This is a genomic window from Microbacterium sp. (assembly GCF_046295495.1).
Classification (GTDB): Bacteria; Actinomycetota; Actinomycetes; order Actinomycetales; family Microbacteriaceae; genus Microbacterium.
Genome location: NZ_JBKBNC010000008.1, coordinates 79,160 through 95,347, shown reverse-complemented (window position 1 = coordinate 95,347; position 16,188 = coordinate 79,160). Strand labels below are relative to the sequence as shown.

At 71.1% G+C, this 16,188-nt stretch carries 11 protein-coding genes; 4 read left to right on the top strand and 7 right to left on the bottom strand.

What is annotated here, in order from left to right; all coding sequences use genetic code 11:
* Positions 1-201 precede the first annotated feature (201 nt).
* A complete protein-coding gene (locus tag ACK4LS_RS05305) occupies positions 202-906 on the bottom strand; it encodes an SDR family NAD(P)-dependent oxidoreductase (protein ID WP_409714248.1) in 705 nt (234 codons plus the stop codon).
* A gap of 259 nt (positions 907-1,165) precedes the next feature.
* On the opposite strand from ACK4LS_RS05305, the gene ACK4LS_RS05300 reads away from it, so the two are divergent.
* Positions 1,166-2,167 (top strand): alpha/beta hydrolase, encoded by a 1,002-nt coding sequence (locus tag ACK4LS_RS05300; RefSeq protein ID WP_409714245.1) that lies wholly within the window; start codon positions 1,166-1,168, stop codon positions 2,165-2,167.
* Between the two features lie 156 nt (positions 2,168-2,323).
* Positions 2,324-3,700 carry an amidohydrolase family protein gene (locus ACK4LS_RS05295; RefSeq protein ID WP_409714242.1) on the top strand — a complete coding sequence of 459 codons (1,377 nt, stop codon included), beginning with the start codon at positions 2,324-2,326 and terminating at the stop codon, positions 3,698-3,700.
* 137 nt (positions 3,701-3,837) lie between these two features.
* On the opposite strand, the gene ACK4LS_RS05290 is transcribed toward ACK4LS_RS05295, so the two are convergent.
* The 5 genes from ACK4LS_RS05290 to ACK4LS_RS05270 form a co-directional block, all read right to left on the bottom strand.
* The gene (locus ACK4LS_RS05290) at positions 3,838-5,775 is read right to left on the bottom strand and encodes a glycoside hydrolase family 127 protein (RefSeq protein WP_409714239.1); all 1,938 of its coding nucleotides are present in this window, start codon (positions 5,773-5,775) and stop codon (positions 3,838-3,840) included.
* A 2-nt stretch (positions 5,776-5,777) separates the two neighbouring features.
* Positions 5,778-6,596, bottom strand: a complete 819-nt coding sequence (locus ACK4LS_RS05285; RefSeq protein WP_409714236.1) for a carbohydrate ABC transporter permease — start codon at positions 6,594-6,596, stop codon at positions 5,778-5,780.
* On the bottom strand, positions 6,593-7,567 hold the full coding sequence (locus tag ACK4LS_RS05280) for a carbohydrate ABC transporter permease (protein WP_409714233.1): 975 nt from the start codon (positions 7,565-7,567) through the stop codon (positions 6,593-6,595). Before ACK4LS_RS05280 ends, ACK4LS_RS05285 begins: the two co-directional genes overlap by 4 nt.
* A gap of 61 nt (positions 7,568-7,628) precedes the next feature.
* Complete coding sequence (locus tag ACK4LS_RS05275; protein ID WP_409714230.1) at positions 7,629-8,897, bottom strand: extracellular solute-binding protein; 1,269 nt, start codon at positions 8,895-8,897, stop codon at positions 7,629-7,631.
* A 46-nt stretch (positions 8,898-8,943) separates the two neighbouring features.
* A complete protein-coding gene (locus ACK4LS_RS05270) occupies positions 8,944-9,966 on the bottom strand; it encodes a LacI family DNA-binding transcriptional regulator (protein ID WP_409714227.1) in 1,023 nt (340 codons plus the stop codon).
* Between the two features lie 182 nt (positions 9,967-10,148).
* Between ACK4LS_RS05270 and ACK4LS_RS05265 the strand changes: the two genes are divergently transcribed.
* Complete coding sequence (locus tag ACK4LS_RS05265; protein WP_409714224.1) at positions 10,149-11,897, top strand: amylo-alpha-1,6-glucosidase; 1,749 nt, start codon at positions 10,149-10,151, stop codon at positions 11,895-11,897.
* Between the two features lie 215 nt (positions 11,898-12,112).
* Complete coding sequence (locus tag ACK4LS_RS05260) at positions 12,113-13,819, top strand: CBM35 domain-containing protein (RefSeq protein ID WP_409714221.1); 1,707 nt, start codon at positions 12,113-12,115, stop codon at positions 13,817-13,819.
* Positions 13,820-14,627: 808 nt separating this feature from the next.
* Here ACK4LS_RS05260 and ACK4LS_RS05255 read toward each other — a convergent pair.
* Positions 14,628-15,860 carry an MFS transporter gene (locus ACK4LS_RS05255; RefSeq protein WP_409714218.1) on the bottom strand — a complete coding sequence of 411 codons (1,233 nt, stop codon included), beginning with the start codon at positions 15,858-15,860 and terminating at the stop codon, positions 14,628-14,630.
* Positions 15,861-16,188: the final 328 nt, after the last annotated feature.

Genomic DNA, 16,188 nt, shown 5'->3' with positions numbered 1-16,188 from the left:
GGCGCGACGCGGGCCGCCCGCCGTCACGCGCGGTTGCACCCGGGCGCCGGGCGCGACGCGTGCCGAACTCCGGAGAATCCCGGCGAAGGCCGCTCGGGCGCCCCGTTTCGGAGCGCGTGGTCGCCGTTTCTCCGGAGCCCGGCCCGCCCGGCCCCGCAGCCCCGCGCCGTAGTCCCGCGCGGCAGCCCGGCAGCCCCACGGTCAGTGCATGATCATGCCGCCCGTGACGTTGATCGCCTGACCGGTGAGGTACCCGCCCGCCGGCGAGGCCAGGAAGTGCGCGACCCCCGCGACGTCATCCGGGATGCCGAGCCGGCCCAGCGGCGATTTCGCGCTCCAGGCGGCCACGTCGGCCTCCGACCGGGTGTCGGCGCCCATGTCGGTGAGCACGTATCCGGGGCACACGGCGTTGACGGTGACGCCGTGGCATCCCCACTCCTGGGCTCCGGCGCGGGTGAGCGCGACGACCGCGGCCTTCGACGCGGCGTAGTGGCCCTCGCCTCCGCCGCCGTGCTTCGCGGCCATGCTGGCGATGTTGACGATCGAGCCGCCCCGGGCCTCGAGCATGACGGGGGCCACGGCCTGCATCGTGACGAGCGTGGCGCGCGCGTTGATGTCGAGCACGCGGTCCCAGTCGTCGACGGTGATGTCGAGCAGGGCTGCGTGCTGGAAGATCCCGGCGCAGTTGACCAGCACGTCGACGCCGCCGAGCGCGGTCACGGCCTCGCCGACGGCGCGGCGGGTGTCGAGAGGATCGCGCAGGTCGACCTCGACGAAGACGGATGCCGATCCCTCGAGCGCGCGCCGGTCGAGCACCGCGACACGCGCGCCGTCGGCCAGGAACCTCTCGACGATCGCGGCCCCGATCCCGCCGGACCCTCCCGTGACGATGACGCGTTGCGGCATGGCATTCCTCTCCCGGGGCGTCGGGTCGCCCGTCGGCGTCACCGTACGCCCGGGTGCGCACGGCCCCGCGACGCGGGTGTTTCCGCGGCGTAACGCTCTGTCGTCCCGGCGCTGTCGTGGCGCAGGCGGGTCGTACGCTCGCTATCGGCGCGTCGCTGGCCCTCCCCTACCCCCGGTTGAGAGTCCACGACACGCCGTGTCGGACAGCCGCCGGCGGCGTGTCTCGGACACGCGAGCGATCCACCCCGAGAGGAGCCCCGTGAGCGACGGCGTCCACCCCGCGATCACCGACCCCGCCGTGCGCGCGCATCTCGCCCGCCTCGCCGCGCGGGCCGGCACCATTCCCTCCGGGGCGACGGATGCCGCCGGCGACGACGCCACGCGCATCGCGGAGCTGCGCGCCAACCCGTCGTGGGTGCGGCTGCCCGACGACGAGCACGTCGAGTCGATCGACACGGATGCCGACGGTCTGGCGCTGCGCCTGTACCGTCCCCGCGCGGGACACCGCGGCACGCTGGTCTTCGCCCACGGCGGCGGGTGGGTCGCGGGCGACCTCGACAACAACGACGCCCTGTGCCGCGCGCTCGCGGCTGCGACCGGGGCGCAGGTGCTGAGCGTCGACTACCGCCTCGCGCCCGAGCATCCCTTCCCGGCCGGCCTCGACGACCTCGAACGCGCCCTGCGCTTCGCCGCCGAGGGCGCGGACGGACTCGTCGACCCCACGCTGCTGGGCGTGGCCGGACACAGCGCGGGCGGCAACCTCGCCGCCGCGCTGGCGCTGCGCTCGCGCGAGGGTCGGGCTCCCGGCATCCGCATCCAGGTGCTGCTGTGCCCCGTGCTCGACGCCCCCGACCCCGATCGGCCCAGCTACCGCGCCCACACCGAGAACCTCCCGCTGACCGCGACGGGCATGCAGTGGTACTGGGGGCTGTACCTGCAGGATGCCGGCGGAGCGGGCCCGAAGCCGGTTCCCGGCTCGACGACCGGGGTGCACGCCGCGGGGTCGGTGCCCGTCGAGGCGGCACCGCTGCGCGCTGCAGAGCTCGCCGGTTCCGCCCCCGCGGTGATCGTCGCGGCGAGCGTCGACCCGCTGTCCGACGAAGCGGAGGAGTACGCCGACCGGCTCACGGCATCCGAGGTCCCGACGACGTTCGTGCGGCGCGAGGGCGTGCCGCACCTGTTCCTGGTGTTCCCCTCGACGCCCGCGCGCGACGAGGTGCTCGCGGCGATCGCTCCGGCCGTGCGTCTCGCCTTCGCCTAGCGCGGGGCGTCGCCGCGAGCGCGTCGCCGACGTCTCCGCGTCGGCGCGCGCCCGCCCCGCGCTGCGACCGTGCCTCGCGAACATCGCTCCACCCCGCAAACCACCCGCCGCACGCCCGGAACACCGCGGAAACACGCGATTGTTACCGTCATCAACATGTCGCTCCTGGTCACGAACGCACGCCTCATCACGGTCCCCGCGGGCACCGACGACCCCGGTTACATCGAGCGCGGGTACCTGCTGGTGCAGGGCGGTCGCATCGCCGCGATCGGCGCCGGAGACCCCGATCCGGGGCTGACCGCCGACGAGATCCTCGACGTCGACGGCAAGTTCGTCGCCCCCGGCTTCGTCTCCTCGCACAGCCACCTGTTCACCAGCGGCTCGCGCGGACTCGGCGTCGACCAGACGCTCTACGGCTGGTGCACGTCGATGTTCAGCGTGCTCAACAACGCCTCTCCCGATCAGATCTACTGGGCCACGCTGCACGGCTCGCTCGACTTCCTCGCCAACGGCGTGACGACGGCGTACAACTTCACCGACCCGCTGCTGCCGTGGGAACCGATGGTCGAGGGCAAGCGCGCCGACGGCGGCGGGGTCCTCCGTGACCACGCGTGGCACACCCGCCAGGCCGACGGATGCCACGACGCCGGGCTCCGCTTCGTCGACTCGATCGCACTCGACGCCACCGTCGGCACCGACGACGAGATCTTCGCGCGGTTCGAGGCATCCCTGGATCACGTGCTCGCGATGGACCCGGATATCGCCCTCGGCGCCTCGATCATGGGCCAGGTGCAGTGGTCGACCCGGCCGGATGCCGCCGAGATCGAGGTCGCGGTCATGGACCGCTTCGGCGTCACGAACCAGGCGCACTTCCTCGAGACGTACGAGGCGATCGAGCACCAGCAGACGAAGTTCCAGCTGTACAAGAGAGCCGGAGCCCTGCGCCCCGGCATGATGTTCGGCCACTTCATCCAGACCACGCCCGAGATCATCGCGGATGCCGCCGCCGGCGGCGCCAGCATGTCGTGGCAGCCCGCATCCAATGGGCGCCTGGCATCCGGTATCGCCCACGTGCCCGAGATGCTGGAGCAGGGCATGAAGGTCGGCATGGGCCTCGACGACCAGGCCTGCACCGACGTCGCCGACCCGTGGCAGAACATGCGCGTGGGGATGTTCATGCAGCGCGCCCGCACCCACGACCCGCTGTCGATGATGCCCGAGCGGGTGCTGCGCCTGCACACCCTCGGGGGCGCGGAGATCATGGGCGTCGACGACCGCGTCGGCAGCCTCGAGGTGGGCAAGTTCGCCGACTTCGTGGTCGTCGACCCGCGCACCCCCGACGTCGGTCCGCTCTGGAACCCCGTGCGCAGCTACGTGCTCGCCTGCGGCCTGCGCAACCTGCAGCAGGTCTACGTCGGCGGCAAGCTCGTCAACGACCGCGGCGTCTCGACGAACCCGCTCGCCGAGGAGGCGTCGCGCGTGCTGCACGAGGAGCTGCCCGCGCTCGCCGAGGAGTTCGGCGTCATCCTCTGACGGGGCCGCTTCAGACCCGGCATCTCTGGATGACGAGCGACGAACGAGACGCCGCCGTGCCGGCGGGAGGCGCGGTGCGGAGACCCGCGCCCCCGGCGCAGCCGGCTATCGCCGAGTGAGCGTCGGGTCGGCAAGGTTCAGCCGCGCTGCGCCGAGGGGTGTGCGAGGGGGACGAAGACCCGCATCCGCGACGGTCCGCGCTCGGCCCACCGGTGATAGGGCACGAGCGTGACCGACATCGAGCGCGCGGCGATCTCGGCACGCGGGGTCGGCCCGTAAGGCAGCGCCGCGCTCGGGCTCGCCGGGTCGACGACGACCGCCGCGGCGCGCGCTCCGTCGCCCGCGGCCGTCGGCGCGCCGGGCAGGAGGCGCACGCCCTCGAGCGGCACGTCGGCGGGGAGGTCGACCGACTCCAGGCAGAGCACGAGGGGACCGCGTTCGACGGCGACGGTCCCTCGCACGCCGTCGATGCGTCCATCGGGGAACGCCAGGCGCGGCTGTCGCGGAATGGTCAGGGCCACCACGGTGCCCGCCGAGGCACCGGTGACGTCGAACCAGCCGGGCTCCGCGGGGCGGGCGGGGGTGTCGCCGATCGCGATGGTCGCCCCCTCCGCCCATGCGGGGATGCGCAACCGCAGCCGTGACGCGTCGGCGGGGGCGTCGTCGACGCTGATCAGCACGCGATCCTCGTCGGGATACCTCGTCTGCACGCGTACCTGCCAGCCTCCCGCCTGCACCTCGCCCGCGGCGTACTGCAGCAGCAGCAGACCGTCGTCGTCGAGGGCGATCGCGTAGGCGGAGAGCGAGGAGAGCGTGCGCGCGACGTTGGTGGGGCAGCACGACACCTCGAACCACGGAGCGCGCACCCCTCCCTCGGCGCGGGTGTTGACCCCGTCATCGGCGGGGGTTCCGGCCTCGCGCTGATGGAGCGGGTTGGCGTAGAAGAACGCGCGACCGTCGGCGCTCGGCGAGGTCGCCACGACGTTGAAGAGCGTGCGCTCGATCAGGTCGGGGTATCGCACGTCACCGGACTGCAGGAACAGGCGCCACGCGAACATGATGGATGCCACACCCGCGCACGTCTCGCAGTAGGCGCGGTCGGCGGGGAGCTCCCAGTCGTCGCCGAAGCCTTCGTCTTGATGCCGGGATCCCATCCCCCCGGTCAGGTAGGTGCGACGGGAGACGGTGTTCTCCCACTGCCGCTCCAGGGCATTCATCAGTTCCGTGTCGCCCGTGTCCGCCGCGACGTCGACGGCACCGGCTGACAGGTAGAGAGCGCGCACCACATGACCGCGAAGCACGGAGGCGTCGCGCACGGGAACGTCGTCCTGGAAGTATTCGGCCGACAGCAGCGGAGGGACCGGTAGGGTCCCCCGCCCGCGGCGCGTGAGGAAGATCCGCGCCTGCTCGAGGTAGCGACGCTCGCCGAACGCGCGCCCCGCTTCGGCGAGCGCCACCTCGATCTCGGCGTGGCCGCACACGCCGTCGCGCGCGCCCTCGCCGAATTCCCGACAGATGTGATCGGCTGCCCTCCGTGCCACCTCGACGAGCTCGTCGCCCGGATGCCCCGAGCGGGCGCGCGCGACCGCGGCCTGCAACAGGTGCCCCATGTTGTAGAGCTCGTGCCCCATCGACAGGTCGCTGTATCGCGGGGCCTGCCCGACGTGTCCGAACGCGGTGCCGAGGTAGCCGTCTGCATCCTGGGCCCGGGCGATCCGACCGACCAGGGCCGAGAACGTCGTCTCGAGCTCGTCGTCGGGCTGACGGGCGAGCTCCCAGGCCATGGCCTCGAGCAGCTTGTAGACCTCCGAGTCCGAGAACACCCATCCCGTGCGCGTCTCGAGCGCCTCACCCCGCGCGACGCGGTCGAAGTTCGTCAGCCAGCCCAGCCGTTCCATCCATTCGCGACAGTGGGTGAGGGTCGCCGCGGCGTTGACCGTCTGGCGGCGGCCCCAGAACCCTTCGGCATCCATGCGAAGGGCTCCGACGTCGATGCCGCGCACGCGTGAAGTCGTCGGGACCACCGGCACGGCCTGCAGGCGGGACCGGGCGGCGAGGGGATTTTCCAGAACCACGTTCAGTCCTTCACGGCGCCGGCGGTCACGCCTGCGGCCACATATCGTTGGGCGACGACGAGCAGGATCGCCGCCGGGATCGACGCCACGGCGGCGGTGGCCATGATGGCGTTCCACTGCGTGGTGTTGTTGCCGATGTAGGCGTAGATGCCGAGCGTGATCGGCTTCAGGGCGGAGTTGCGGGCAAGGGTCGAGGCGAAGATGAAGTCCGACCAGGCCCACAGGAACGAAAACAGCGCCACGGTCAACACCGAGTTGCGGCTGAGCGGAAGGACGACCGATACGAACGTGCGCCACGATCCAGCGCCGTCGATCCGCGCCGCCTGGAGCAGCTCGCGGGGCAGGCCCCCCATGAAGGCGGTGAACAGCAGCACGCCGAACGGGACCGCGACGGTCGAGTCGGCCAGGATCAACCCCGGCACGCTGTTGAGAAGACCCGCGCGGGCGTAGATCGCGTAGAACCCCATCGCCATCACGACAGCCGGGATCATCTGCGCAACCAGCAGGACGAAATTGAGCGTCCTGCCTCCGCGGAGGTTCAGCAGAGCGATCGCATAGGCGGCGGGGGCCGCGATCGCCACCGTCACGACGACGCATCCGAGGCCGATCACCAGGCTCGTACCGAGGTTGGGCAGTTGCTGGCTGAGTACCGCGGTGTAGCCCTCGACGGTCGGGTCGAAGGGGAACACGTGGGGCGGGCTGTCGCGCAGGTCGCTGGTCTTGGTGAAGGAGACGTTCAGCATCCAGTAGACGGGGAAGAGCATCAGGGCGGTGAAGATCAGACCGAGACCGGTCTTCCACCACGAACGTCGAGCGGTCATGAGTTCTCCTGGCGACGCTGGGCTCGCAGGTACACGAAGCCGAAGACGAGCGCGATGACGATGAGGATGTTGCCGACGGCGGCGGCGGGCGAGAGGTCGGGCTGGCCGGTGCCGAAGGCCTCGCGGTACGACCAGATGGCGAGGGTCGTCGTGGCGTCGGCGGGGCCGCCCCGGGTCATGATCCAGATGATGTCGACGACCTTGAGCGTGTACACCAGGCCGAGCAGCAGCGTGATCGCGGAGACCGGGCGCAGCAGCGGGAAGGTGATGCTCCAGAACTGCCGCCAGGGTCCGGCGCCGTCGAGCGAGGCAGCCTCGTAGAGCTCTAGGGGGATGTTCTGCAGCCCCGAGTACAGGATCACGAGGTTGAAGGGGATGCCGAGCCAGATGTTCGCGATCAACACGGCCGTCATGGCGGTGTCGGGGGATGTCAGCCAATTGATCTGGCCGATGCCGAAGGCGCTCAGGACGGAGTTGATGATGCCGTTGTCGCTGTTCAGCATCCACGACCAGGTGGAGCCCGAGACGATGAGGGGCAGCAGCCACGGGACGAGGAACAGCCCGCGCAGCACGCCGCTGAGGGGGAAGTGCGAGCGGAAGAACACGGCGAGTCCGAGCCCGATCGCGTACTGGAAGACCAGCGAGACCAGGACGAAGACCGCGGTGTTCGCGAGCGCCGGGCCGAACGTCGGCGACGAGACGACCGCGAGGTAGTTGTCCAGGCCGACGAAGGCGGCGTCGCCCTGGACGAAGGCGCGGACGGTGTAGTCGTGGATGCTGAGGTCGATGCTGCGCACGAGCGGCCACAGGTAGAACACCACGAGGTAGATCACGAGCGGGGCGGCGAAGGCGGCCGCCACCCACGGGGATCCGTCGCGATGGGCGCGGCGGCGCCGTGCGGAGGTCGGCACGGTCACGGCGACGGTGTCGTCGGCCGCGCGAGCGCGCTCGCGCAGGGTCGGGAACGACATGGGATGCCTCTTTCGACGGGGGTCCGGGGGACGTCGCCGTCCCCCGGACCGATGGATGCCGTTACTTGCCGGTGGCGGACTGCGCCGCGGACTGGGCGGCGTCCAGGGCCTCCTGGGGCGACTGCGCCCCCGAGAGCACGTTCTGCACGGCCGTCCACAGCTGCTCGGAGATCAGTGGGTAGTCGGTGCCGAGGTTGTCGCTCGTGCGTCCCTTGGCCGCCTGTACCGCCGAGACCCACGTCTTGAGGCCGGCGTTCTCCGCCAGCAGTTCCTTCTGTCCCTCTGCCGTGGGCGGGATGTAGTAGGCGAAGGTGTTGGCGGTGTCGACGAAGCCCTCGGGCGTCGTCATGCACTCGATGATCTTGCGGGTGGTCTCGTATCGAGCGGTGTCCTTCTGGACCGGAGCGACGATGAACTCCCCGCCCGTGGGGGCGGGCGCGGCGCCGCCGTCCTTCGCCGGGAGTTCGATCACTCCGGTTGCGAAGGGCGCCTTGGCGGCGCTGTTGACCTGCCAGGTGCCGTTCTCGGCGAACGCGAAGTCGCCGGTGAGGAACTCCTCCCAGACGGTGTTCTGCGAATTGGTGATGACGGAGTTGGGCGCGTAGCCCTTGTCGAGCCAGTCCTTCCACAGAGTGACGGCCTCGACGGCCTCGGGCGACGAGAGGTCGGTCAGCTCGGCGCCGGCACCCCAGAACCAGGGCAGGAACTGGAAGGATCCTTCTTCCGTATTGATGCCCGAGAAGGTGATCCCCTTCTTCCCGGCGGCCGACACCTTCGCCAGAGCCGCGTCGAGCGAAGCCCAGTCGGTGATCGAGGTCGGGTCGACGCCCGCCGCCGACAGCACGTCGGCGTTGTAGTAGAGCGCGAGGGTGTTGGCACCGATCGGGATGCCGTAGGTCTTGCCGTCGAGCACGCCGGCGGCCAGCAGGTTCTCGTCGATGTCGGCGGTGTCGAGGCCGAGGTCGTCGGTGGTGGAGAGCATCCCGGTGTCGGCGAGGGTGGACACCGCGGGGTTGTCGATGAGGATGATGTCGGGCGAGGTGCCGTCCTGGGCCGAGAGCAGCGCCTGGTTCGTCAGGGCGGTGGTGTCGTAGGCGGTGCGCTGAATGGTCACGCCGGCCTGGGTGCCGCAGTCCTGCACGCGCTTGGCCCAGTCGGAGTCTTCGGCGTGCTGCGGGTACGGGTCCCACCAGGTGTACGTTCCGCCGGCCGCGTCGCTGCCGGAGTCGCCTCCGGTGGCGCCGCCGCCGCCGGAGCAGCCGGCCAGGGTGCCCACGGCGATGCCGGCCGTGGCCAGGACTGCGGCGATGCGCAGGACCTTGGGGTTCATTGTTCCTCCTCGAACATGCTCGGGTGAGCGCTGTGTGTGTCCCGTCTCAGCGACGGGGTGGGGGTGCGGCGATGCTGCCGCGATCATCGATGACGGGCGCGATCAATTCGACGACGTGGGGACTCGCGTCGGCGGCTGAGCGCAGGCGCGAGACGAGTTGTTCGACGGCGCGTCGGCCGAGCAGGTCGGCGGCGCTGTCGATGGCGCTGAAGGGCAGCGAGAACGTGCGGGCGAACTCGTCCGAGTAACGCCCGATGACCGAGATGTCGGCGGGTGATGACAGGCCGCGCGCGGCCAGAACCGAGGGCAGCGCGGCGGCCGCGGCCTCGTTGTTGAGCAAGAGCCCGGTGGCGTCGGGGTACTGGTCCAGCACCGCGTGGAGGTCGGCGCCGATCTGCGGCTGGTGCGAGGAGCCGAAGATGTGGTTGAGGCGGATGCCGTGCTCCTCGGCCGTGGCACGGGCCCCGTCGGCCAGCCGCCAGACGTAGGCGCCGCCGCGTTCGACGACGTGCTCGGGCTGCGACACAAGGGTGAGCTCTCGGTGGCCCATCTCGTGCAGGCGCTGCACCATGAGTCGTCCGGCCGCGTCGAAGTCGAGGTCGAACGTGTCGATGCCCGTGGCATCCCCGGGGAGTCCGACGAGGGCGCCGGGCTGCTGCGCGGCGCGGAGCGGATCGAGCCGCTCGTCGAACTCCGCGACGTTCAGCAGGACGAAGCCGTCGACCATGCGCGAGGTGGCGATGCGCGTGAGGGCTTCCACACCGTCGCTCTCGGTGACGAGCAGTGTGTCGAACCCGAGCTCGCGAGCGCGATTGGTGATGCCCAGGATGTACTGCAGCATGGCCGGGGCGAACTCGTCTTCGTGGAACTGTCCCAGCAGTGCCAGCACATTCGTGCGCGAGGTCGCGAGAGCGCGAGCCCCCGCGTTCGGGGTGTAGCCGAGCTCCCGGACCGCGCGCTCGACGTTCTCGCGAACCGCGGGGGAGATGGTGCGCTTGCCGGACAGGGCGTACGACGCCGTGCTTCGCGAAACGCCGGCGGCTCGCGCCACATCGCCGATGTTGACCATGTCGCCGTCCTTTCTGTCGCCGGGTCGCTGGTGCCCGGCGGGATGAATCGGTGGTGATACCGAGTGTCCCGGGTGAGCGCTGTCGTGCGTTAATCGAACTGGTTCGATTCGAACCGGTTCGAAAGTACAATGGGCGTCATCTGTTTGGCAAGAAGCAATCTCCACGAACCGAAAGGTCCTCGATGACGAGTCAGATCCCCGCCTTCCCCCTCCGGCACGTCCCCCTCAGCCGACGCGGCTCCTGGCTGAATCTGTCCCCGGTCGTCGGCGCTCACCGCACGGTCGACGACGTGCACCTCGTGTCGCATCGCACGGGGATGCACCCCGTGCTCTCGGTCGTGCCGAGATCGACGGCTGATGCCACTTCTGGCCGGTGGAGTGTCGGGGCTGACGCCGCGAGCGTGCGCTGGTCGGACGGCGCCCTTTGCGTGCAGGCCGTCTTCGCCTCTGCGGACACGCTCCGCGTGCGTGGAGACGCGGGATCGACGGTACGCCTGGCGGAGGCGGCGGCCGAACTCACGCCGTTCACGGGCATCTACCTGTTCCAGGATCCACGTGACGGCAGCGCCGTGTTCACCTCCTACGAGACCGGATGCCGGTACCGCGTCACCGCGATCACGGGTCGCCTCCACATCGAGGGAGCCGAGAGCCTCGGGGCGGCCACGAGGGCCGTCACCGTCACCGCGGAGGGGGACTCCGGCGAGGGCTGGGAGATCGCGATCGAGGAGTTCGAGAGCTCGAGGCCGCCATTCTCGGCATCCGGAACCTTCGATGAGAACGCGCGTGAGGTCGCCGAGGAGTTCGCGGCCTTCGCCGCGCGGATCGCGCCCTGGACGCACCAGCGCGAGCTCGCGGCTCCCGCGCGCGATGCGTCGCTGCTGGCCGCGTACGTGCTGTGGTCGGCGACGGTGTCGCCCGCGGGATTCCTGCGGCGCGAGGCCGTGCTGATGTCGATGCACTGGATGGACAAGGTGTGGAGCTGGGACCATTGCTTCAACGCCATCGCCCTCGCCTCCGGCGAGCCTGCTCTCGCGCTCGATCAGTTCCTGGCCCCGTTCGACCATCAGGATGCCGTCGGCGCGTTGCCCGACTCGATCGCCCACTCGGAGCGCCTCTACAACTTCGTCAAACCGCCGATCCACGGGTGGGCGCTCTCGCGACTTCGCGCCGAGGGTCTCGTGCTCGCTGACGGCGTCCGGGACGACGTGTACGACAAGCTCGCGCGGTGGACGCGGTTCTGGCTCGACGAACGCCGCGTCCCGGGCAGGACGCTGGCGTTCTACCAGCACGGGAACGACAGCGGGTGGGACAACTCCACGGTGTTCGATCGCACGCGACTGGTTGAGTCCCCCGATCTCGCCGCCTTCCTGCTGCTGCAGCTCGAGGAGCTCGCTCGTCTCGCCGACGACGTCGGCCGCGACCCGTCACCCTGGGTCGCCGAGGCCGAGCGCATGGCCGCTGCCCTGGCGGAGCTCTGGCAGGGCGACGGGTTCGTCGCTCGCGGCGTCGTCGACGGTGGCGAATCGCTGCGCACGAGCCTGCTGCCTCTGCTCGCCGTGGTCGCGGGCGACCGCCTTCCGGTCGACGTGCGCGCCGAAGTGGCTCGGGCCGCCACGGCGTTCCTCACGGAGTGGGGGCCGGCCACCGAGCGGCCCGACAGCGAGTGGTACGAGGATGACGGCTACTGGCGCGGCCCGATCTGGGCGCCGTCGACGATGCTGCTCGAAGACGGCCTCCGGCGTGCGGGGCACGTCGACCTCGCCGACGACGTGAGCGCGCGTTTCCGACGTCTCTGCGAGCGGGGAGGCTTCGCCGAGAATTTCGACGCCCGCACGGGCGAGGGGCTGCGCGACCGTGCGTACACGTGGACGGCGGCGGTCTATCTCATCCTCGAGCGAGAAGCCGTCCGGCGGAGCGACGCGGTGGATTGACGCGCCGGACCGCGGGCCCGCCGGGCGCCCGCGCTGCGCGAGAGTCGGGTGGCGGCGAGATGCATTGTTGACCGCCGCCCGAGCTCCGTCGTACTGTTGTCGAACCGGTTCACTGTCGAACCGGTTCGACACCGGGAGGCGCGGACCTCAGCGGGCGCTGTGACGGCGTTCCGCGGGCCCTCCGCGACGCCCGATCGCACTGCAAGGGAGCACCTGTGAGAACCAAGACCGCGTTGCCCGCACTCGCCACGGTCGGCGCCCTGACGGCGGCACTGCTCGTGCCCGGCCAGGCCGCCCACGCCGTGGACCACACCCTCGTCGTCGACGCGGGAGCCGTCCTGCGTCCGGTGACCCACGTCGCCGCCGGCGGCCTCTACGGCATCGCCGACGCGACCACCCCCTCGGCCGCGATTCTGCAGCCGCTGAGCCTGCGCCAGCACACTCAGCCCCCGCCCGGGGTGCAGCAGCTGGGCAACGGCGCATCGACGCCCACGGGCGACGGGCTCAAAGTCGCGCCCACGGTCATCGCCACCGGAGGGCAGCAGTACCTCCGCATGCCCGACGTCTACCCCGACTTCCCCTACAAATGGGTCAGCTGGGACGACTGGCTGCAGAAGGTGAACAAGATGGTCGACGACCGTCTCGCCGCCACCGGCACCACGAACATCAACGGCTGGGAGATCTGGAACGAGCCCGACGGCACGTGGGATACCCAGAAGGCCGGACCCTTCAACGACGGCTGGACCCGCACGTACCGCGCCATCCGTGCGAAGGACACGGTCACCCCGATCATCGGACCGGGTACGACCATCTACAACCCGACCTTCATCCGTTCGTTCCTCGAGAACGCCAAAGCCACCAACACCTTGCCCGACGTCATCGTCTGGCACGAACTGTCGCAGGGGTGGCGTGACATCGACGAGCACGTCGCCGACTACCGCTCGATCGAGGCCAGCCTCGGCATCTCCCCTCGCCGGATCTCCATCAACGAGTACGCGTGGCCCGACCAGGTCGATGTCCCCAGCATCGCGCTGCACTACATCGCCCAGTTCGAGCGCACCGGGGTCAACGATGCCGAGCGGGCGTACTGGTTCGAATCGGGGACCATGAACGGTCTGTTGTACAACGGCCAGCCGACCGCGTCGTACTGGATGTACAAGTGGTACGGCGACATGGCGGGCAACATGTTGCCGGTCACGGCCGATGCCGACCTCGACGGCATCGCCTCGCTCGACGGCACGCGCAAGATCGCGAACGTCGTGTTCGGCGGCGACTACGGCAACAACACCGTGCGGGTCGATCGTCTATCCGGGTTCGGTGACACCGTCAAGGTCGTGCTCTCCACGACGCCGGCGTCGGGACGCGACGTGAACGTGGCCGCTCCCACCACCGTCTCCACGCAGACGCTGCCGGTGGTCAACGGGTCGGTGAGCATCCCGGTGACCGATATGGACGCCCGTCAGAGTTACCAGGCCCTGGTCACCCCGGTGAACGGACCGACCACGTCGTACCAGCAGGTGTACGAGGCCGAGAACGCCACGGTCGTCAACGCGCAGCGCCGGTCGTCGGCATCCGCCTCCAACGGCGGATACGTGGGCGGTATCGACGGCACCGCCGACATGCGGTCGCAGAGCTTCGTCGACTTCACGGTGAACGTGCCCACGGCGGGCGCGTACACGCTCGGCATCCGCTACGCGAACGGGACCGGCGCCACCGCCACCCAGGGCCTGGCGTACAACGGCGGCGCGTGGTCGACGATCTCCTACCCGCCCACGGCGGGGTGGGGCCAGTTCGGCAGCTCCGTGTCGACCACGGTCACCCTCAAGGCCGGGTACAACGTGATCCGCCTCGCGAAGGGGTCGCCCTACTTCTCCGGGGGAGTCGGATACGCAGAGCTCGACTCGATCTCCGTGACGCGCTGAGAGAGCGCCCGCACCGCGATGGCGGCCGCGCCCGATGGGGCCGGCCGCCATCGTCGTTCCTCCCGGCGGCAGACCCGGCATCCGCTCATCGGCGCGGTCAGCGCTGTGGCGGGAGCGTGACCAGTCGGGGAAGCCGTTGTCCGAGACGACGCCGTTCTGATCGCCCACGCTGAAGATGGTGTGCGGGTCGAGGTTGAGGGTGTCTCCGGCGTAGAGGGCGTCGTTGTCGCGCCGGGCGTGGTTCAGCACCTGCAGCGTGTTCTCGCTCACGCAGAACCGCGCGGCGATCGTCGAGAAGACGTCACCCGGGGCGACGAGGTAGGCGACCGGGGCGCCCGCGGCGTCGACCACGGTCTCGCCCGCGGCCGTCTCGAACCAGCCGCGGTCGTGGACGACGGGGAGGGTCTTGCCGCCCAGTTGCTCGCGCTCCGCGGGGTCGCCGACGGGCAACGCGGGCTCGATGCTGCCGCACGGCCCCGGGTCGACGACCGGCGACGTCGACGACTCGACCGGCGAGGGGGTGGAGGTCACCGGGATCGGGGCGGCGGACGAGGGGCGAGCCGCGTCGATCAGCGGTCCCGGAGGGGCGGTGCACGCGCTCAGCATCACCGCCAGATGCCGATCCCGATCGTCGTCCCCACCCGCTGCGCCCCCATGCGTCGAAGTGTACGGGCGAGGTGAGCTCCCGTCCGCGCCGGGAGCGCACTCGCTGGCATCCGGGCTGCTGTCGACTCGTCGACGTGGTCTCGTTCGACGACCCGGACCCCCGCCGAGTCGCCGTCCCCGGTTCCTCCGCGGCGCCGACCGCTCAGCGAGCCGCAGCCCCGCGATCACGCGCGACCCGCAGCGCTGCCTCGCCCGCCGCAGCGATCGCCGCGGCCACCGCCAGCGACACCGCGATCGTCACCAGCGCCGCGGCCGGGCCCGTGGCATCCAGAGCCGCCCCCGCGATCACACCGCCGATCGGCACGCCGAGCGACATCGCAGCGGTGGGGTAGGCGAGGGTCTCGGTGACGCGACCCTGCGGGGCGCGAGCGGATGCCACCAGGATCCCCGACACCATCACCGGCGACACCGCGAGCCCGAGCAGCAGGATCACCCCGAACAGCACCGGGACCGATCCCTGGGCGAAGGGGAGCCCCACGGCGACGACCGCGGCCAGCGCCGCGAAGCCGATGTAGCGGGCGGCGGGCGAGAGTTTCCACGACCGCGCTCCCGTGACGACCGACCCGGCCGCGATGGCCACCGCGAGGACGCTGAAGGCCGGGCCGGCGAGCCACGGCCGCTCGCTCAGCTCGGCCCAGCCGACCAGGCTCACATCGAACGCCCCGAAGACGCCGCCCAGGGCGACGCAGGCCACCGCAATGGGGATGACGCCCGTGGGCGGCAGCACCGGGCCGCGGTGCCGAGGGCCCCGCGGGGTCGGCGGAGGCTGCGTACCCCGCTGCGCGGCGAGCCAGACGCCGCCGATGAGCCCGAGCCCCAGGGAGCCGAGCACCGCCACAGCAGGGTCGATCGCCGCGGCGACCGCGGTGATGGCGGGCGGACCCGCGATGAACACCATCTGATCGGCGATCGTCTCGAGAGCCAGGGCGGCGGTGCGCTGCGAGGGCGGGGCGAGCACCGTCCACCGCGCGCGCACGGCCGAGGTCAGGTCCGGCGTCGCCGCCCCCGTCACGAACGCCGCGACGAGCCACGTCCAGAACGGCGCTCCCGTCACCACGAGGGCGAGGAATGCGGATGCCGCGAGCACGAGGCATCCGAGGGACACCAGGATCACGCGCGATTGGCCGTGCCGGTCCATGCGCGACGACCACAGCGGAGCCGCCACGGCCATGCCCCCGACGAGCGGGGCGACCACGAGCCCGGCGGAGGCGAAACTGCCGGTCGTGGCCGACACGAGCAGGATGATCCCGAGCGACAGGGTCGCCCGCGGGAACCGCGCGAGGATGCCGGCGGCCACGAACGTCCGCGCCCCCGGCAGGCGAAGCACCTGCCCGTAGGCACGGACGCCCTGCGCCTCGTTCGTGATCGCGCTCACGGTGTCCCCGCCCCCTCACACGGGACACGACGCAGGAGACCCGACGAGTCGTCGGCGACAGTCCCCGCGCAGCGGCTTCGCCGCGGGCGGTCCCGACGGAACCTCCTGCGTTGTGTCGCCGTTCGGCGCGAGCCGCCGTCACCGCCACCGCCCGGGGATCGGAACCCACCGGCGGCGTCGTCGCGCCGGGCCGGGCCGACCGTACGCAGGGGAACGGCGTCCACCGCAGGAGGGAGCCCGCGCGACGACGACGGCGGCGGCGCACATGTCCTGCGTTGTGTCGCGCTGCCGCCCGTGCCTCTGTCGAACACCGGGATCTGCAGGGGTC